The organism is Bradyrhizobium septentrionale (assembly GCF_011516645.4).
Taxonomy (GTDB): domain Bacteria; phylum Pseudomonadota; class Alphaproteobacteria; order Rhizobiales; family Xanthobacteraceae; genus Bradyrhizobium; species Bradyrhizobium septentrionale.
Window position 1 is genome coordinate 7,206,944 of record NZ_CP088285.1, and the last position, 17,993, is coordinate 7,224,936.

Genomic DNA, 17,993 nt, shown 5'->3' on the forward strand with positions numbered 1-17,993 from the left:
CAGAAAATCTCGCTGGTCGATAGGGAACGGCCTACCGCTTTGATGCGGACCAGCGGCCCTTGCATCCGTCGGATCGCACGAACGAGCCGGAACCGCTGCGGCCCGAGAAACGGCCCGAGCTGGTCCAGCTCAAGCCGCCGGCCGATCCGCTTCCCGTCGTGGACCCATTGGGGCTGACATGTCCGGAACTCAGCTCTCCCGAAATGCTGCCGCCTGAGATCACCAGCCGTTCGGTGCTGGAGCCGCAAAGCGACCCCTCGGCGACAACCACCCACGAACCGTCGAAATTGCCGCCACCGCCGCCCTCGCTGCTGGTTTTCCGCGTCGCGCGGCGCGGCGCCTCCGAGCTTCGGGCAGGCTTCGACGGCGCGACGGCGCGCGGCGCTTGTCGGGTCCCGGACAGCGACTTCTCGTCATTGCCGATGCTGCCGCCGCTGCTGCCGGATTGCGCGAGCGCGGCCGTTGAACCTGAGAGGCAGAGCAGGGCAGAGAACAGGGTCATTCGGACGTTCGGCTGAAGCATCGTGTGCATTGTCGGGCGTGTCCAAATTCTTGATTTGCAAATTCAGTGGTCCGGGCCGTCACTATTGTTTGGTGGCGGACCAGGTCCCGCCGCAGCCGTCGGAGCGGCGGAACGTGCCCGAGCCGCTGCGGCCGGACAGACGACCCGACCCGATCGAGGTCAAGCCGTTGGCCTGGAAGACGGAGCGCGCCGCGCCGCTGGGGCTGACGGAGCCGGTGAGGCCCTCGCCGATGATCCTACCGCTCGTGATCACGACCGCGCCGGAGCCGGTGCCGCCGCAACCGACTGACGTGACGACCCAGGCGCCGTCAACGCTACCGCCACCGCCACCGCTTTTGCGCGCGGCGCGGCGCGGCTCTTCTGCTTCCGGCTTGCTGCGCCGGGTCGGTCGATCGGTCTCGACCGAGCGCGGCGCAGCGCGCGAGCCGGACAGCGACTTCTCGTCATTGCCGATGCTGCCGCCCGAGCTGCCGGACTGCGCAAGCGCAGCCGTTGAGCCGAGGGCGGAAAGCAGCAACGCGGAAAACAGGAGGGATCGAGGCATCGAGTGAAACATGCTTGTCATTCTCAAATTCGTCCAAAATGATCGTCGGCAAATTCAGTGTCCGGCGCCGTCGGCGCAGACGGCATCGATAATGCGACAGGATTTTCCGGCCTTGCCACACTCGTCAAGTGCGGCGGTCCTGGCGCGATCGAGCGTGTCGCGCTGGATCAATGACCAGGACTTGCTTGAGATTGCAAACGCGCCGCAGCGCGAGCCGTAGAATGAAAGCTCGAGGGTGCATTTGGCGCCGCCGCATTTGGCGCGCGCGTCGTCGACCGCGGCGCGCCGTGACGCATGCTTCCAGGAGATGCCCCATTTGTCGACGTCGGGGCCATAGACGATCGATCCCCAGGGCTGCAGGTCCTCCATCTTGCGCAGCCGTGTCAGCACGCCCTCGGTCGCTTCGCCGGTCGGCGTCATCGCGACCTTCTCCTGGAATTTGCTGATCGCCGCGCGCATGCCGTTCTTGCTGTCAATCGGCTCGGGATCGAAATTGTGCTCATAGAGCCGGTCGCTCAATTCGCGCAGCAACGCCGGATCCCTGATCTGAATGCGATCGGGATCGGGCCGCAACGTGCCCGGCGATTGCGGTTCGGGCTGCGGCGCGACCGCAACCTTCTGCTCGGCTGCGGCCGCCGGCGGTACGAAATAGAAGGTCCCGTCGATCGGCGATGACGAGACCCAGGGCTGCTGCGATCCGCCGGTCGCGCGCTTCACGGCAAGCCCGACCTGGTTGAAGGTCTGGAAGATGTCGAGCCCGGCGAGCCTGATCGTAGAGGCCAGCGCCCTTGTGTAGGGGCTGTGGCCGTCGGTGCCGTCCTGCGCCACGTTGCCGGGCTGGGTGGCGTAGGAGATCAGCGTGCCTTCAGGGGCGCGCATTTGCGCCAGGCCGCCGTCGGCGGCGCGCAGGCCGCGCCCGCCGAACGGATTGTTCCGGCAGGCATCGAGGATCACCATGTTGAGGCGCGTGCCGGAGCCCTGCATCTGCCTGAGCACCAGGTTGACGTCGAGCATCTGGAAATCGACGTCGGCCTCGCGCGTGGCGTTGGCGTTGACCGGCACCAAATAGTTCGCGCCGGACACCTGAATGCCGTGGCCGGCGTAATAGAACAGCGCGACGTCGGCGCCCTGCACCTGCCGGCCGAAGCTCTGGACGGCGATGTCCATGCCCGGCTTGTCGAGATCGAGCTGGGCGCGGCCGCCGATCAGGGTGAAGCCGAGGCTTGCCAGCGTCTCGGACATCAGCGTGGCATCGCTGCGGGGATTATCGAGCCGGGTGACGTTCTGGTAGGCGGAATTGCCGATCACCAGCGCGACGCGCTTTTCGGTCGCCGCCTGCGCCACGCCAATCAATGCCTGCCACAGCAGCGCCAGCAGCGCCGCTGCCGCCAGGCTCCTGCCTTGCACAGCCCCGTGCATCCCCGTGATCCTCTCAGCCTCGCTGGCAGACTACCAGCGTGCGCGGGAGGACAAAAGCAGCAGTCCGGCCGGCCGGGCGCGACCAATTGCGCTCAGTGGCATCGCACAGGGAGTACCCCGCCGGGGGCTTGCGCGGCGGCGGGGCGTCTTCGTCAAGTGCGCATGATCTCCGCGCAAACGCGTTCCGCGTTTGTCGCGAGGGAAAACCGCTTCACACTTTTGCGGATCATGCGTTAATTCTTCAGGACGATGCGTCCCACGACCTTGCCGGCGCGCAGTTCGTCGATCCATTTCTGGACGTCGGCCATCGGCTCTTCCTTCATCGGCGTCGGCTTGATCTTGCCGGCACGCGCGAGCGCCATCAGCTCCTGGCCTTCGGCCAGCGTGCCCACCATGAAGCCCTCGATGGTCATGCGCTTGTACACCCACTGCACCATCGGCAGCGCGAACTGGCCGCCCATCAGGCCTGAGACCACGATCTTGCCGCCGCGCGCCACCGTGGAGACCGCAAACGCCATCGACTTCTCGTTGCCGGCAAAGTCGACGACACCGTCGAAGCCGCCGTCGCTCTCCTTCAGCATGCGCTTGACGACATCGGGCTCGGCGGGGTCGTAGGCGGCTGCGGCACCGTTCTTCAGCGCGGTCTCGCGCGCCGCGGGGCTCAGATCGGCGACCGTGATCTTTTGCTTGAACATCGCTTGCGCGAACGACAGGCCCATCATGCCGACGCCGCCAAGGCCGATCAGCAGCAGATTGCGCTGGCGCGGGCGATCGACCAGGCGCTTCAGCGCGCCATAGGCGGTGACGCCGGAGCACATCAGCGTGGCGGCCTGATTGACCGGCAGCGGATCGTAATCGAGCAAATATTTTGCGTCGGGCACCAGCACATGGGTGGCAAAGCCGCCGTCGATCGAGACGCCGAGGAAGCGCTGCTTGACGCAGAGGTTCTCGTCACCGGCAAGGCAGTCGCGGCACTGGCCGCAGCCGATCCACGGGAAGACCGCCTTCTTCGTTCCGACCAGATCCTTCGGCGCATCGGGACCGACCTCGTCGACGACACCAGCGATCTCATGGCCGAGCGTGAAGGGCAGGGTCATGCCGCGGGTAGTGTCGAGCCTCTTGCCGCCGCCGAGATCGGCGTATCCGTCCTGGATGTGGAGATCGGAATGGCACAGGCCGCAGCGTTCGATGCGCACCAGCACCTCGCGCCCTTGCGGCTTCGGTGTGTCGACGATGGTTTCGCACAGCGGCGCATCGAATTTGACAAGGGATTGGCGGACCATACGCGCCATTACGTTTTCTCCTGATGTTTTATTTTGTGGACCGTATATCGGCCAATTCCCGAGCCATGGCAACAAAGCCCGCGACCGGAATGGTTTCGGCGCGCCGCGTCGCATCGACATGGGCTGCGGCGGCAAGCCGCGCCGGATCGACCGACAGCGATTTCAGGCTCTGGCGCAGCATCTTGCGGCGCTGGCCGAAGGCGGCGGCCGCCACCTGCTCGAGCATGCGGCGATCGCACGGTTCGGGCGCGGCGCGCGGTATCAATCGTACCACCGAGGAGGTGACCTTCGGTTGCGGCACGAATGCTGCGGGCGAAATGTCGAACAGGATCTTGGTCTCGGCGCGCCAGTTGGCGAGCACCGCGAGCCGGCCATACGCCTCCTCATCCTCATGGGCGACGATGCGCTCGGCGACCTCGCGCTGGAACATCAGCACCATGGTGTCGTACCAAGGCGGCCAAGGCTCGATCGACAGCCAGTCGACCAGGAGCTGGGTTGCGATGTTGTAGGGCAGGTTGGCTATGATCTTGGCCTTGCCGCCGTCAAGCAGGGGACGTGGATCGAAATCTTGCGCATCGCCATGCACGATCTCGATGCGGCCGGGATAGCGCTTGACGATGTAGTCGAGCGCGGCAAGCGCCCGCTCGTCGCGCTCGATGGCGATCACGCGCTTGGCGCCGAGCGCCAGCAACGCGCGCGTCAACCCGCCGGGGCCGGGCCCGACCTCGATCACGGTGGAGTCTTCCAGCGGACCCGCCGCGCGGGCAATCCGCGCGGTGAGATTGAGATCGAGCAGGAAATTCTGGCCGAGAGATTTGCGCGCCGACAGCGAATGCTCGCGAATGACGTCGCGCAGCGGTGGCAGATCGTCGATCGCGCTCACGTCGTGCGCGCGGCTGCCATGCGCGCGGCGAGCCGCAACGCGGCGATCAGGCTCGAGGGATTGGCCTTGCCGCTGCCGGCGATATCGAACGCGGTGCCGTGGTCGGGCGACGTCCGGATGAAGGGCAGTCCCAGCGTGACGTTGACGGCGTCCTCGAACGCGACGGTCTTGATCGGGATCAGCGCCTGATCGTGATACATGCAGATCGCGCAATCATAGTTTTTTCGCGCGGCTGCGTGGAACATGGTGTCGGCCGGCAGCGGGCCGCGGACGGCAATGCCGTCGCGGCGCAGGATCTCGACGGCGGGCGCGATGATCTCGACGTCCTCCATGCCGAGCGTGCCGTCTTCGCCGGCATGCGGATTGAGGCCGGCGATGGCAAGCCGCGGGGCCGCGAGGCCGAACCGCGCCTTCATGTCCGCGACCACGATCCGCGCCGTCGACACGATCAGATCGGTCGACAATTGCGCCAGCGCCTCGCGGACCGAAACATGGATCGTCACCGGGACGACGGCGAGTGCCGGCGACCACAGCATCATCACCGGCTGCGGTGCGCGCCCGCTACGGGCGGCCAGCTCGGCGAGGAATTCGGTATGGCCGGGATGACGGAAGCCGGCGCGGTACAGCACGTTCTTGGCGATCGGATTGGTGACGACGGCGCCGGCCTTGCCGGAGGCAACATCGGCGACGGCCTGACGGATCGAGGCCAGCGCGGCGGCGGCACTGCTGTCGTCCGGCTTGCCCGGTCGCGCCGTCGCCGCCTTGCCGGTCGCAACGACGGGCAGGGCGCGTGCAAATGCCGTGGACGCCTCCTCGGCGCTGACCTCGGCAAACTCGACGGCAAGCCCGAGCGTCCTGGCGCGTTCGGCAAGGGAGGCACGGTCGCCGAGCACGTAGAACGGCGGCAGATCGAGTTCGCGGCGGCGCAGCCATGCTGCGAGCGTGATGTCGGGGCCGATGCCTGCGGGCTCGCCGGATGTCAGTGCGAGAGGTTGAGCCATGCGTCAACGATAGTCGATCATCGCCCGCCTGGGTATTCGATCATCGCGGCTTTTCGGACTTCCTGCAGGTAGGCCTTCGACTTCGCCTCGTACTTCTGCACGTACATCTTGTCCCGCACCTCACGCTTCTTCGGCGTGTCCACGGTGGTTGCCTTCCTGCCGCAGAGCGCGACCATTTCGATGCCCTGCTTGGTGACTTCAGGAGGGGTGAGGTGGCCGACCGGGGTCTTGTCCAGGATGTCGCGCAGCGCCTGCGGCAGGTCGGCCGAGGTCTTCACGACGATTTCGCGGATCGCGGCGTTGCGCATCGACTTGAAGGAGGTGTTGGCCTCCTCGCAAGAGGTCACGCGCTCGCGCAGGCTCTCCGCTTCCTTGCGGCGGCCCTCGAACTCCGACTGCGGCGCGCCGCGGGGGATGATCAGGACGACCGGCTGCATCCTGTATTCGAAGGCTTCGGCGTCGGCGGCTTCCCCAGTCTCCTTGACCGCGTTGTTCACGTCCTTTTCGCCGACCTGCAGGCTTTCCTTGAAGCGGCCGCGGACCAGGCTGGTCCAGACCATGTCGGCCCTGATGCGCTGCTTCAGCGTATCCGGGCGGATGCCCTTGCTTTCCAGCACCTTGGTGAGCTGATCGTTCGAAAGCCGCATCCGCTGCGCCATTCCGCCGTAGGACTGTTCGATATCGTTGGCGGAGGGATCGACGCCAAATTTCTTGGCTTCCTTGATCTTCAGCTTCTCATCGATCAGGTCGTCGAGGACGGCCTTTCGATCGGGGGCCTTGCCGCCGGTGAGGGCGTTCAGCTTGGCGCGCATCTCGATGTCGTAATTGGTGATGGGTTCGCCATTGACCATCACGGCGATGGTCTGGGCGTGCAATCGCGCACCGCCTCCCAGCAGGAGGGCAAGCGCCAGCACGGTACTCAACAACAGGGAATGGCGGCGCGTCGGCGGGCTAGCAGTCGTCATTATTGTCATGTCAGCCGTTTAAACCAATTCAAGCCGGAGCCACAGGCCCCCGGGCAATTCAAGCCAAGCCCCTCACTCGCTACTGCACACCAGCCGAACTGCTGGTCGTGGAGGTTTGCGCGATCGTCCGCAGGCCGATCTGGAACATGAACGCGTGGCTGAGGACGGGCGGTGTCGAGCCCGCCTGATAGGTATAGGAAGTGACATAGTTGGCCGCCAGCACGAAGCAGTCGTCCACATAGCCCGCGCCGAACGCATACTGGTTGATTTTGTTCGCTTCAAGGTCCCAGCGGGCCGCGCCCTGAACCACCCAGTTCGACGCCACCTTGACCGATCCGCTGGTGAGAATGCCTTCGCGGCGCGTCAGGTAGCCGAGCTCCGGCTGCGCTGCATAATCGCCATACGTGACGGCGACCGACCAGCGGTCGAAATTCGCGCTCGCCGTGGCCTCGAACCGGTTGATGTTCCAGGTTTCCTCATCCATCCGCGAGCGCACGCTGAACGTATAGGTGCGGTTCGGCGAATAGGCGACGCTCGCGACATAATCGGAACGCGGGTTCTGCAGGCCGGAGTCGACACCGGTGTTGGTCATGTCGGTGACCGCGAACGAATTCAGCCCGAACATCTGGTAGGACTGCCCGAACATCGTCTTGACGCTACCACCGCGATCGAACTGCGTGGTGGCCTGCACGCCGACATTGGCGCGGCCGCCGCCTTCGACGCGATCGTAGCCGGAGAACTTGTCGACCGCGAACAGGTTGCTGGTGTCGAACACCAGGCTCTGTGCATCCTCGTTCGGAAGCTTGCCGGCATCAGGCTCGTTGGGCCGGATGATGACCTGCGCAATCGGCTCGACGGTGGTCGTGCCCCACGGCTGCACATTGATGAACGGGTAGCGGTATTCGAAGCCGACAGTCGGCATCATGCGGACCGTCTGGGTGTCGCCGACCGGCAGGAAGTTGGAAACGCCCGGCTGGTTCGAGACGTCGGCGTTGATGGCGTCGGCGCGGATGCTGGCGAACGGCGTCCAGATCTGGCCGAGCGGGTCGGTGTAGGACTTGCGCCACTGCGCCTCGGCCGTCAGCCTGGTGTAGGTGCCCGGCATGCCGCGCAGCAGGCACTGCGACGGCGTCCGGGCCAGCGGATCGGCGGACGTCAAACTGCACAGGCCAGCGGTGTTGGCGATCGTCGTGATCGGATCGAACACCGCGGTTTCGCGGGTCAGGTTGACGAAGTTCATCTTGTAGCTGACTTCGCCACCCAGGATCGGGCTGTTGATCACGTTGTTGTAGTCGACGACTGGGGCGACCACGGGCACCTGGTTCTGGTTGCCCGAGTAGCTGAGGTAGTAGATCGCGCGCGCGTCAAAGTAGCTGCGGTCGCCGACACCGGTCAGATAGAGCTGCGAGATCGCCTCGGTGGGCAGCGACAGGAAGGATCCGAACGGGTCCTTGTACTGGGCGAGCCGGTAGTCGGACATGAAGAAGTAGTCGGACAGCACCACGCCGTCCCAGCCCCAGACCCATTTGTCGTTCAGCGCGAACTGGCCCTTGGTGTCGACGCCCCAGCGGAATTGGCGATCGCCGGGCTGGCCGGTAAAGGCGCCCTGGTCGAGCTGGTCGATGCCGTAGAGCCGAACCTGATAGGAGCCGCTCGACAGACGCTGGCGGAATTCGCTCTGGAACAGCACGCCCTGCCGCGACGTGATGCGCGGATTGAAGGTAGCGTCCATGTCAGGCGCGATCGCCCAATAATAGGGGATTTCGACGCCGTAACCGAAGGCCGTGTACGAGGTGAAGCCCGGCATCAGGAAGCCGCTCTTGCGCTTCACGGTCGGATCGGGTGTCGAGAAATAGGGCAGATAGGCCATCGGAACGCCGAAGAACTCGAGCTGGGCGTTCTCGAAATAGAGCATCTTCTCGGTCTGGTTATGGATGATGCGCGCGCCCTTGACCTGCCAGAGCGGCGGCTTCTTCGGATCATCCTTACAGGGCGCGCAGGCGGTATAAACGCCGTTGTCGAACACCGTGTAATTGCCGCTGGACCGATCGGCGCGGGTCGCCGCCATCCGGGTCTGGTCTTCAGTATCGACGCGCAGCGAATCGACGAAACCGTCGCGGTAGTCGTCGCTGAGATCCATGATGTTGGCGTAGGTGATCTTGCCTTCCGCATCGGTCATGCGGATGTTGCCTTCGGCATGAAGACGCTTGGTCTTCTGGTCGTAGATGACCTTGTCGGCCTCCACGCTGGTGCCGTTGTAGAACATCTGCACGTTGCCGACGGCCGAGATGCGGCTGTTGTTGTAGTCGTAATCGACCTCGGTCGCCTGAACGAGCATCTGCCCGTCGTTCTTGGCCGGCGGGCGGGTCGGCTTCGGCGGACGCGGATTGTAGGTGAAGGACTGCGCGTGCGCCGGCGTCGCCACGACAATGTCGAGCGCGCCGACCACGACGAACGCGGTGAGGAGGGCGGAGATGGTGGCGCCAAACGCGGCCACGCGGCTCCGTTGACGGCGCAGGGCACTGCGCCGCCCGAATGCAGGCGACATCAACTGGCGGGCGGCGACGGTAGCCACTACCCGTCCTCCTGGTACAGCAAGGCTAAGAAGCCGGTGAGGCTACCCACAACGACAGGCAACCACGCCGCAGCGATGGGATGCATCAACTCAGCCTTGCTCAAATCTTCAGTTACTTTCGACAGAACGTAGAGCAGAAAGCCTGCGCCCACGCCACTCAAAACCATCTTCTGCACGCCGCCCATCCGGAAGAAACGAAGGCTCACAGAAGCCGCCAACATCACCATCGCAGCCAGCAAAAATGGCTGCGCGATGAGCTTTTGATACTGCAAGCGATAGCCCGCCGTCGCGAACCCCGAACTCTCCGACGAACGGATGTAGGTCGGCAGTTGCCAAAAGGACACAGTTTCGGGGGTGGAGAAACTGTTGCGCACCTGTGCCGGAGTAAGGGTGGTGGTCAGGTAGAAGGTGTCCTGGTCCTGCGGAGGCTTGTCGAGGGTGTATCTGCGTACGCCCTTGAACACCCAGCGCCCTTCTTCGAGCGCCGCTTCGCGGGCTTCGATTCGTTCCTTGAACTGCAGCGCCGTATCGAATCGAAACACGGTGAGGCCGGTCAGCCGGACGCCCTGCTGCTCGCTGCGGGCGGCATTGATGATCGCCTGACCCTCGTCGTTGATCTGGTTCAGCCAGAAGCCGGCCGCATCCTGGATGCCGCCGCCCGGCGCCGAGCCGAACAGCTCGGCCTCCATGCGTTTAGAAAGTTCGCGCAGATTGGCCGACACCGGATTGTAGGCCGTGGTCGCGAAGACGCCGAGCACGATCGCACTGACCAGCGCCGGCGAGATGAACTGCCAGGCCGAGACGCCGGCGGCGCGCGCCACGACGAGCTCGAGCCGTCGCGACAAGGCGAGATAGCAGGTCATCGCGCCGATCAGCACGCAGAACGGCATCAGCTTCTCGAGCAGTTGCGGCACGCGAAACAGCGAGGTCTCCGCGACCGTGATCGCGGAGGCTCCGACGAGGCCCGACGTCTTGCGCACCATCTCGATGTAATCGACCAGCACGAGCAGCACGAAGATGCCCGCGAACACGCCCACCGCCGCGACGACGAAGCGGCCTGCGAAATAACGCCCGAGCGTGTTTGTCACCATGCTCATGCGGTTGCCGGCCTCCGGAAGAGGCGCGCAATGCGCTCGTTGCTCCTGTTGATCGCTTCCATCAGCGCCGCCGGCGGCTCGACGACTACGCCGCCGACGATCATCCAGATGCCGATGCCGATGCCACCGAACAGCATCAGATACTGCACGAGCGCCGCCAGCGGCGACTTCACCGCCATGACGGAGCAGGCGAATCCGACCATGCGCAGCCCGAACACCGCGAACACCGAGCCGCCGATCGAGAAATTGCGGCTTTGGCGCGTGGTGCGCGGCGCACCGAGGAAGGCAAAGGTGAGGGCCGCGAACGCGAACGGATAGATCGGCGCCATGAAGCGATCATGCAGCTCGGCGAAGAACTGGCCCGACAGCTGTTGATAGGTCTGATCGTTCTCGTCCGGCCACATCAGTTCCCAGAGGTAACGTTCGCGAATCCCGAGCGTGACGTCGCGGCCTTGCGAGAATTTCGACATGTCGAAGGCGTAGCGCTGAAACACCACCAGCGTCGGATCGCGCTTGCCGACTTCGAATCGCTCGAGATTGCCGTCCTCCAGCACGAGATACGAGCCGCTCTCGTTCTTCAGCACGGTGCCGTGGTCGGCAACGATGGTGACGCGCTGCTGCGGATCGCGGCGGTCGTCGACGAAGACGCCGCCGAGCACGCCGCCGGGCAGGCGCTCGCGGATGCGAATCGTCAGATTTTGGTCGAGTTGGGCGAAGCGGCCGGGCTGCAGGATGTTGGTCAGCACGTCGGCAGTGATCTCGGCATCCCACTGCTTGATTCGGCGCATGCCGTCGGGAGCGAGATAGGCGCCGATGAAGGCGACCAGCGCCGCGACCACGCAGGTGGCAAAGAAGAACGGCCGGAACAGCCGGAACGGCGAGAAGCCCGCCGCGTTCATCACGATGATCTCGGAATCGGTCGCGAGCTTGTTCAGCGTGTGGGAGATCGCGATCATCAGCGCGATCGGGGCGATGATCAGGACCAGGGCCGGAATCACGAGACTGGTGATGCCGAGGAAGGTCAGGATGGTCTGACCCTGGCTCGTCATCAGGTCGATGCCGCGCAACGCCTGCGTAATCCAGATCACGCCGGTGAGGCTGACCAGGACAAGCGCAAACGACGCCAGCGTCGTTTTGAAGATGTACTTGTCGATCGACCCCATTGCTACCGCACGACCCCCACGACCCCCTTCGCACGCCAAAACGCACGGCTTTCGACCAATCCCGTCAACCCGGGTTCCCCTTTGGTCGAGCCGCGGACCCGTCCGGCTCACACTCTGACTACCATCCCTTTGATCCCTCAACAAAATGGCCGAGCCAAGGCACGCTTAATTTATGGTTAATTATTCGCTTTTGTGACCTTCCGGCCACTCCGGCGCTTGGCAGCGGCGCGGCCGACAGGTCATAGTGTGTCACAAGCCCGGTCCGGGGCATTCCGGACCGCTATCGCAATGCTCATCCCGCGTGCCGGAAGGACCGCCTCAGGTCCGAGCAACACCCTGAGTTCTGGAGGATTTTCCTATGTCCGACGCCGTCAAGGTCGGCTTTGTCCCATTCTCCGCGTCTGCTCGCGGCATCCTGGTGGTCTTTTGCGACGAGCAGTTGAAGCTGGGAGCCGTCACCCGGAAGGCGCTGGGAGCTGCCGCCGAGACGGTGAAGCGGGCCGCGGCCGCCAACCAGTTCAAGGGCGAGAGCGGGGCAACGCTCGACATCCTGGCGCCCGAGGGAATCAAGGTCGAGCGGCTGATCGTGATCGGCACTGGCAAGCCGGCCGACCTCAAGGAGAAGGATTCTCTCAAATTCGGCGGTTTGGCGGCCGGCAAGCTCAACGCTGGCAGCGCTGCGATGACCGTCTTCGCCGAACTGCCCGATGCCGCGATGGCGGCGGACCAGGCGGCGGCGATCGCCACCGGCATCCGCCTGCGCGCCTACAAGTTCGACCGCTACAAGACCAGGAAGAAGCACGAGGACGGCGCCGTGCGGGCCGACGTCTCGATTGCGGTCGACGATGTTGCTGCCGCGAGGAAGGCCTTCGCGCCCGAAGCGCCCATTGTCGACGGCGTGAACCTGGCGCGTGAGCTCGTCAACGAGCCGCCGAACGTGCTGTACCCCGAAGAGTTCGCGCGTCGCGCCAGCCAGCTTCGCAAGCTCGGCGTCAGTGTCGAGGTGCTCGACGTCAAGGCGATGACCAAGCTCGGCATGGGCGCGCTGCTCGGCGTTGGGCAGGGCTCGGCGCGGCCAAGTCGTACCGTGATCATGCGCTGGAACGGCGGCAAGAAGAGCGAGGCGCCGGTCGCGTTCGTCGGCAAGGGCGTCTGCTTCGACACCGGCGGCATCTCCATCAAGTCGGCCGGCGGCATGGAGGATATGAAGGGTGACATGGGCGGCGCAGCCTGCGTGGTCGGGCTGATGCACGCGCTCGCGGCGCGCAAGGCCCGCGTCAACGCGGTCGGCGCCATCGGCCTCGTCGAGAACATGCCCGACGGCAATGCGCAGCGTCCCGGCGACATCGTCACCTCGATGTCGGGCCAGACCATCGAGATCATCAACACCGACGCCGAGGGGCGCCTCGTGCTCGCCGACGTGCTCTGGTACGTCGCCAAAAAGTTCAAGCCGAAATTCATGGTCGATCTCGCAACGCTGACCGGCGCGATCATGGTCGCGCTCGGCACCGACCACGCCGGCATGTTCTCCAACAATGACGAGCTCGCCGAGCGCCTGGCCAATGTCGGTATCGAGACCGGCGAGAAAGTCTGGCGCATGCCGCTCGGTCCCGAATACGACAAGCAGATCGACTCGCAATTCGCCGACATGAAGAACACCGGCGGGCGCAATGGCGGCTCGATCACGGCAGCGCAATTCCTGCAGCGTTTCGTCGACGGCACGCCCTGGGCCCATCTCGACATCGCCGGCACCGCGATGGGCGCGCCGAAGACCGAGATCAATCAGAGCTGGGGATCGGGTTATGGCGTCCGGCTGCTCGAGCGGCTGGTCTCCGAGTATTATGAGGCCAAGAAATAAAGTGTCAGCCGCCGCATGACCGAGGTTCTGTTCTACCATCTGCAGAACATGACGCTGGAAAGCGTGCTGCCGCCGCTGCTCGAGAAGTCACTCGAGCGCGGCTGGCGCGTGGTCGTGCAATCGACGTCGCAGGAGCGCGCCGAGACGCTCGACGCGCATTTGTGGACCTACAGCGACGATTCATTCCTGCCGCACGCGACCTCGCGGGTCGCCGACGCGCAGGACCAGCCGATTATCCTGTCGATCGAGGAGGGTAACCCGAACCGGGCCAATGTCCGCTTCCTGGTCGACAATGCGGCGCTCCCGGCCGACTGCGACAGCTACGAGCGGGTGGTGCTCGTGTTCAACGGTGACGACCCCGACGCGCTGGCTTCAGCCAGGGAAAGCTGGACCGCTTGCAAAGCGCGCGGCTTCGAGGTCACCTATTGGCAGACCGATGAGCGGGGGCGCTGGCAACGCCGCCAATAGCGATATCGACGAATTAATGATAATTCGAGGTTTCCTTCGGGGTTTCCTGGGCGGGTCACGGTCATGCCGCAAAGTGATGTTCGGACAAGCCCTTAAGCTAAAGGGGTCAGGAGCCTTGTCGATCGTGCGAGACGGAACATTCAGTCGGAAGTCGCTGCTGGCCTTGCTGGTACTTGCGCCGGGTCTTGCCGGCTGCTCGAGTGCATCCGACATTTTTTCGCGCGACGCGGACTGGTTTTCGCGTCCCGGGCGGGTGTTCATCCGCAACATCTCGATCGAATCGCCGCCGCTGACGCCGGACAAGCCGGTGACCAACGATGATCTCGTCAGCGCTGACGGAGGCTGTCCGGGCATGGTGCCGCCGGCCGGTGCCGCCGGTGCGAACGCGCTGGCCGACGGTGCTGCCGCGGCACCGCCGCCGCAGCCGTCGGGCGGCAGCGTCGCGCTTGGCCACACCGAATGCGACGTCGTGCGCGGCATCGGCGCCCCGGACAGCGTGAACTTGTCGAGCGGGCCGGGCGGCGAGCGCGTCGCCGTCGTGACCTGGTCGCGCGGCGCGCGCGCCGGTATCTATACGTTCAGCTCGGGGCGTTTGACGTCGGTCGAGCGTGGCCCGGATCCTGCGCCGGAGCCGAAGGCAGTCAAGCCGAAGAAGAAAAAGACCGCGCATAGCTAGGGCGGTTCGCCGGATCGGCAGGCGCCGTAGTCCGGCCGAACCGGCCGGGATCTTTCATCGCAACCTAGATTAGTTCGCGGCCTCGTCAAGTTCGGCGCTGGCTTCCAGCCACTCTTCCTCGGCGCGCTGCAATGCGCTTTCCGCGCCGGCACGCGCCTTGGTCAGCTGTGCGGCCTGCTTGGGATCGCGCGTGAAAATATCGGGCAGCGCCAGCGCGGTATCGATCTTGGCAATGATGCCGTTGATGCGCTCGATCTCGGCCTCGGCCTGCGCGATCCGTTGCCTCGGCGAAGAGCGCTTGTCATTGCGGTTGCGTTCGGGCCTCGCCGGCTCCTTGACGCGCTCGCGTGATGCCGGGCGGCCGTCATTGGCCGACAGGATCATGCGTCGGTAGTCGTCGAGATCGCCGTCATAGGTGGTCACGGTCTGATTGGCCACGACCCACAATCGGTCGGCGCAGGCCTCGATCAGATAGCGATCGTGCGAGACCATCATCACGGCGCCGGGGAAGTCGTTGATCGCCTCCGCCAGCGCGGCGCGGCTGTCGATATCGAGATGGTTGGTCGGCTCGTCCAGGATGATCATGTTCGGGCCGTAGAACGTCGCAAGCCCAAGCAGCAGCCGCGCCTTCTCGCCGCCCGACAGGCTCCTCACCAGCGTGTCGCCGGCCTTGCCGGAGAAACCGATCGCGCCGACGCGGCCGCGCACCTTGCTCTCCGGCGCTTCGGGCATCAGCTTGCGGATGTGATCATAGGGTGAGCCGTCGAGATTGAGCTCGTCGACCTGATGCTGGGCGAAATAGCCGACCGACAGCTTGTCCGCCTTGGTGATTCTCCCCGAGAACGGCGCGAGCTTGCCCGCCAGCAGCTTGACCAGCGTCGACTTGCCGTTGCCGTTGGAGCCGAGCAGCGCGATGCGGTCATCGGTGTCGACGCGTAGCGTCACACGGTTGAGCACCGGCTTGCCGGGCTCGTAGCCGACCGAGACGTCATCAACGGCGATGATCGGCGGCGACAGCAGTTTCTCCGGCGCCGGAAACGAGATCTCGCGAACATCCTGGGTCACCAGCGCGGTGATCGGCTTCATCCGCTCCAGCATCTTGACGCGCGACTGCGCCTGCCGCGCCTTGGAGGCCTTGGCCTTGAAGCGGTCGACGAAATCCTGCAGGCGCTTGCGCTCGTCGGCCTGCCGCTTGGCGTGCTTGGCGTCGAGCAATTCGCGTGAGGCGCGCTGTTCCTCGAACGAGGAATAGGTGCCCTTGTAGAGCGTCAGCTTGCCGCGATCGAGGTGCAGGATCTGATCGACCGAGGTGTCCAGCAGATCGCGGTCGTGGCTGATCACGATCACGGTGCGCGGATAGGTGGCGAGGTGGTTCTCCAGCCACAACGTGCCTTCGAGATCGAGATAGTTGGTCGGTTCGTCCAGCAGCAGCAGATCGGGCGCGGAGAACAGCGTCGCCGCCAGCGCCACGCGCATGCGCCAGCCGCCGGAAAATTCCGCGCATGGCCGTGCCTGGTCTGATGTCGAGAAGCCGAGGCCCGAGAGGATCGCCGCGGCACGGGCGGGAGCCGAATGGGCGTCGATGTCGACCAGCCGGGTCTGGATATCGGCAATCCGATGCGGATCGTGCGCAGTCTCCGCCTCGCGCAGCAGCGCGTCGCGTTCGAGATCGGCCTTCAGCACGACATTGATCAGGCTTTCGGGGCCGTCGGGCGCTTCCTGCGCGAGGCTGCCGATCCGCCAGCGCGGCGGCAGCGCGATGCTGCCGCTCTCGACCGGAAGGTCACCACGGATGGCATGAAACAGCGTCGACTTGCCGACGCCGTTGCGGCCGACAAATCCGACCCGTGCACCGGGCACAATCTGCACAGAACTGTGATCAATCAACAGCCGTCCGGCAATCCGGACCGAGATGTCAGTGATGGAGAGCATGGGGCCGTTGTCACCGGACCCGCTGCCAAACGCAACCCATCTGTTCGTAAAATCTCTTCGTAAAGTCTCTTGGGGGAGCTGTTGGAAAAGCGCAACTGGGCTGCTGGACAGCCCGCAACATCTAATGCTGATCGCTTTCCCGTCGACGCATCTCGTCGAGCAATCGCTGCAGGCGGGACGAAAGCGCCGGCTCCGGCCGGATATTCTGTTGAAGTCGTTCACCCACGGCATCGCAGATGTAACGGCAGGTCTTGTGATCGATCTGATCTGGATCGTTCTCGATCTGGCTCATTGTCATGGCATATCTTTCGGCGAGTTCCACCTCGCATGGTCGAGTCAATTCTCGTCATAACAAGTCGCGACCCCGAATTTGGTTTCCGTCCAGCCTTGCTCACGCCTGGAAGTCGTGCGGAGCGTCACAGGGGTGCAGGTTCCCGTAGACATGAAAAAAAGCCCCGGCGCAGGGCCGGGGCGAGGCAAGTCAGGGGAGCATAGGGGAAGTCAGCCAGATCAGTAGCAGCGGTTCACCAGGCGCCAGCGCGGTCCCCAGGGCGTCGGCACCACGCGGCGGACATAGCAGCCGCCACCGTAGCCGTAACCGCCGTAGTAGGCGGGACCTCCGACGACGACGCGCGGGCCACCCCACCAGCCGTGATGCCATCCACCGTGCCAGCCGCCATGCCCACCACCCCAGGCCGAGGCGGAGGTTGGGGCGAGCGCCGCGGCACCGAGCGAAATCGCGGCGACTGCGGCAAGCGAAATTTTGCGTAACATGATCGTCTCCTCGAGCTATGGGCGCGTGACGCGCCCGCGGTGACATCGTTTCCCGAGACGTCCTGTGAGGCTTGCGGTGGGCCGGCAAGGCGTCCGATCGATGGAGAGCCTAGGCGGGGTGAGCTGAACGACAGCGGCACGACGCTGACAGAATGGGTTCACCTAGGTGAAATCGCGGTAAGTCGGCCGAACCTGCATCCGTCCGGGGACCGCCCAGATGACGGTTTTCGTTGTGAAAATGCGTCAAAACTAAAGGCTAACGCGTCACAGGGTCGCTTGCCGTTACCCCATCGCGCCGATATAAGCCCCGGCAACTCCCAGCCACCGTTTACAAGGACGAAATCATGGCGATTGAACGCACCTTTTCGATCATCAAGCCCGACGCCACCGAGCGCAATCTGACCGGCGCGGTCAATGCGGTGATCGAGAAGGCGGGCCTGCGGGTCGTGGCGCAAAAGCGCATCAGCATGACCCGCGGCCAGGCCGAGACCTTCTACGCCGTTCACAAGGCGCGCCCGTTCTTCGGCGAACTGGTCGACTTCATGACCTCGGGTCCGGTGGTGGTTCAGGTGCTGGAAGGCGAGGGCGCCATCCTGAAATATCGCGACGTGATGGGCGCGACCGATCCGTCGAAGGCCGCCGAGGGCACCATCCGCAAGCTCTATGCGAAGTCGATCGGCGAGAATTCGGTGCATGGTTCGGATGCGCCGGAGACCGCGGTGATCGAGATCGCGCAGTTCTTCGCCGGCAACGAGATCGTCGGCTAACGCCGTCTAACTGAAGGTGGCACGGTCCCCTGACGGGACCGTGTCGAACTAAACCGGGGAGCGGC

Annotated in this window: 17 protein-coding genes; 6 read left to right on the plus strand and 11 right to left on the minus strand. The window is 64.7% G+C overall.

Annotated elements, in window-relative coordinates; genetic code table 11:
• The first annotated feature begins 59 nt into the window (after positions 1-59).
• A complete protein-coding gene (locus tag HAP48_RS36020) occupies positions 60-518 on the plus strand; it encodes a hypothetical protein (protein WP_166204533.1) in 459 nt (152 codons plus the stop codon).
• A gap of 66 nt (positions 519-584) precedes the next feature.
• Here the strand turns inward: HAP48_RS36020 and HAP48_RS36025 are convergent, their stop codons facing one another.
• From HAP48_RS36025 to lptF, 9 genes are all read right to left on the minus strand, one after another.
• Positions 585-1,079 carry a hypothetical protein gene (locus tag HAP48_RS36025; protein ID WP_166215477.1) on the minus strand — a complete coding sequence of 165 codons (495 nt, stop codon included), beginning with the start codon at positions 1,077-1,079 and terminating at the stop codon, positions 585-587.
• A 42-nt stretch (positions 1,080-1,121) separates the two neighbouring features.
• Positions 1,122-2,486, minus strand: a complete 1,365-nt coding sequence (locus tag HAP48_RS36030) for a caspase family protein (RefSeq protein ID WP_166204534.1) — start codon at positions 2,484-2,486, stop codon at positions 1,122-1,124.
• A 233-nt stretch (positions 2,487-2,719) separates the two neighbouring features.
• Complete coding sequence (locus HAP48_RS36035; protein WP_166204535.1) at positions 2,720-3,778, minus strand: alcohol dehydrogenase; 1,059 nt, start codon at positions 3,776-3,778, stop codon at positions 2,720-2,722.
• Between the two features lie 19 nt (positions 3,779-3,797).
• Positions 3,798-4,652: a 16S rRNA (adenine(1518)-N(6)/adenine(1519)-N(6))-dimethyltransferase RsmA gene (rsmA, locus tag HAP48_RS36040; protein ID WP_166204536.1), complete on the minus strand. Its 855-nt coding sequence runs from the start codon at positions 4,650-4,652 to the stop codon at positions 3,798-3,800.
• Positions 4,649-5,653, minus strand: a complete 1,005-nt coding sequence (gene pdxA, locus HAP48_RS36045; protein ID WP_166204537.1) for a 4-hydroxythreonine-4-phosphate dehydrogenase PdxA — start codon at positions 5,651-5,653, stop codon at positions 4,649-4,651. The genes rsmA and pdxA overlap by 4 nt, the downstream gene beginning before the upstream one ends.
• 17 nt (positions 5,654-5,670) lie before the next feature.
• Complete coding sequence (locus tag HAP48_RS36050) at positions 5,671-6,618, minus strand: SurA N-terminal domain-containing protein (RefSeq protein ID WP_166204538.1); 948 nt, start codon at positions 6,616-6,618, stop codon at positions 5,671-5,673.
• Positions 6,619-6,697: 79 nt separating this feature from the next.
• The gene (locus HAP48_RS36055) at positions 6,698-9,166 is read right to left on the minus strand and encodes an LPS-assembly protein LptD (RefSeq protein WP_166215480.1); all 2,469 of its coding nucleotides are present in this window, start codon (positions 9,164-9,166) and stop codon (positions 6,698-6,700) included.
• Between the two features lie 26 nt (positions 9,167-9,192).
• Positions 9,193-10,290 carry an LPS export ABC transporter permease LptG gene (lptG, locus tag HAP48_RS36060; protein WP_166204539.1) on the minus strand — a complete coding sequence of 366 codons (1,098 nt, stop codon included), beginning with the start codon at positions 10,288-10,290 and terminating at the stop codon, positions 9,193-9,195.
• Positions 10,287-11,453 (minus strand): LPS export ABC transporter permease LptF, encoded by a 1,167-nt coding sequence (gene lptF, locus HAP48_RS36065; RefSeq protein WP_166204540.1) that lies wholly within the window; start codon positions 11,451-11,453, stop codon positions 10,287-10,289. The genes lptG and lptF overlap by 4 nt, the downstream gene beginning before the upstream one ends.
• Before the next feature lie 358 nt (positions 11,454-11,811).
• Between lptF and HAP48_RS36070 the strand changes: the two genes are divergently transcribed.
• The 3 genes from HAP48_RS36070 to HAP48_RS36080 all read left to right on the plus strand — a co-directional run bounded on the left by HAP48_RS36070 (position 11,812) and on the right by HAP48_RS36080 (position 14,455).
• Positions 11,812-13,311, plus strand: coding sequence for a leucyl aminopeptidase (locus HAP48_RS36070; RefSeq protein ID WP_166204541.1), 1,500 nt, complete (start codon positions 11,812-11,814; stop codon positions 13,309-13,311).
• A gap of 15 nt (positions 13,312-13,326) precedes the next feature.
• On the plus strand, positions 13,327-13,779 hold the full coding sequence (locus HAP48_RS36075; RefSeq protein ID WP_166204542.1) for a DNA polymerase III subunit chi: 453 nt from the start codon (positions 13,327-13,329) through the stop codon (positions 13,777-13,779).
• Between the two features lie 115 nt (positions 13,780-13,894).
• Positions 13,895-14,455 carry a hypothetical protein gene (locus HAP48_RS36080; RefSeq protein ID WP_166204543.1) on the plus strand — a complete coding sequence of 187 codons (561 nt, stop codon included), beginning with the start codon at positions 13,895-13,897 and terminating at the stop codon, positions 14,453-14,455.
• 69 nt (positions 14,456-14,524) lie between these two features.
• On the opposite strand, the gene HAP48_RS36085 is transcribed toward HAP48_RS36080, so the two are convergent.
• Positions 14,525-16,387 (minus strand): ABC-F family ATP-binding cassette domain-containing protein, encoded by a 1,863-nt coding sequence (locus HAP48_RS36085; protein ID WP_166204544.1) that lies wholly within the window; start codon positions 16,385-16,387, stop codon positions 14,525-14,527.
• Here HAP48_RS36085 and HAP48_RS36090 point away from each other — a divergent pair.
• Positions 16,374-16,739: a hypothetical protein gene (locus HAP48_RS36090; protein WP_166204545.1), complete on the plus strand. Its 366-nt coding sequence runs from the start codon at positions 16,374-16,376 to the stop codon at positions 16,737-16,739. The genes HAP48_RS36085 and HAP48_RS36090 overlap by 14 nt on opposite strands.
• A gap of 158 nt (positions 16,740-16,897) precedes the next feature.
• On the opposite strand, the gene HAP48_RS36095 is transcribed toward HAP48_RS36090, so the two are convergent.
• Positions 16,898-17,161: a sulfur globule protein precursor gene (locus HAP48_RS36095; protein ID WP_166204546.1), complete on the minus strand. Its 264-nt coding sequence runs from the start codon at positions 17,159-17,161 to the stop codon at positions 16,898-16,900.
• Positions 17,162-17,505: 344 nt separating this feature from the next.
• Between HAP48_RS36095 and ndk the strand changes: the two genes are divergently transcribed.
• On the plus strand, positions 17,506-17,928 hold the full coding sequence (ndk, locus tag HAP48_RS36100) for a nucleoside-diphosphate kinase (protein ID WP_166204547.1): 423 nt from the start codon (positions 17,506-17,508) through the stop codon (positions 17,926-17,928).
• Positions 17,929-17,993: the final 65 nt, after the last annotated feature.

Coding starts and splice junctions, on each gene's coding strand:
- ndk (WP_166204547.1), top strand. CDS start 17,506: ATGGCGATTGAACGCACCTTTTCGATCATCAAGCCCGACGCCACCGAG.
- HAP48_RS36095 (WP_166204546.1), bottom strand. CDS start 17,161: ATGTTACGCAAAATTTCGCTTGCCGCAGTCGCCGCGATTTCGCTCGGT.
- lptG (WP_166204539.1), bottom strand. CDS start 10,290: ATGAGCATGGTGACAAACACGCTCGGGCGTTATTTCGCAGGCCGCTTC.
- HAP48_RS36030 (WP_166204534.1), bottom strand. CDS start 2,486: ATGCACGGGGCTGTGCAAGGCAGGAGCCTGGCGGCAGCGGCGCTGCTG.
- pdxA (WP_166204537.1), bottom strand. CDS start 5,653: ATGGCTCAACCTCTCGCACTGACATCCGGCGAGCCCGCAGGCATCGGC.
- HAP48_RS36035 (WP_166204535.1), bottom strand. CDS start 3,778: ATGGCGCGTATGGTCCGCCAATCCCTTGTCAAATTCGATGCGCCGCTG.
- HAP48_RS36025 (WP_166215477.1), bottom strand. CDS start 1,079: ATGTTTCACTCGATGCCTCGATCCCTCCTGTTTTCCGCGTTGCTGCTT.
- lptF (WP_166204540.1), bottom strand. CDS start 11,453: ATGGGGTCGATCGACAAGTACATCTTCAAAACGACGCTGGCGTCGTTT.
- HAP48_RS36085 (WP_166204544.1), bottom strand. CDS start 16,387: ATGCTCTCCATCACTGACATCTCGGTCCGGATTGCCGGACGGCTGTTG.
- HAP48_RS36050 (WP_166204538.1), bottom strand. CDS start 6,618: ATGACGACTGCTAGCCCGCCGACGCGCCGCCATTCCCTGTTGTTGAGT.
- HAP48_RS36075 (WP_166204542.1), top strand. CDS start 13,327: ATGACCGAGGTTCTGTTCTACCATCTGCAGAACATGACGCTGGAAAGC.
- HAP48_RS36055 (WP_166215480.1), bottom strand. CDS start 9,166: ATGTCGCCTGCATTCGGGCGGCGCAGTGCCCTGCGCCGTCAACGGAGC.
- HAP48_RS36070 (WP_166204541.1), top strand. CDS start 11,812: ATGTCCGACGCCGTCAAGGTCGGCTTTGTCCCATTCTCCGCGTCTGCT.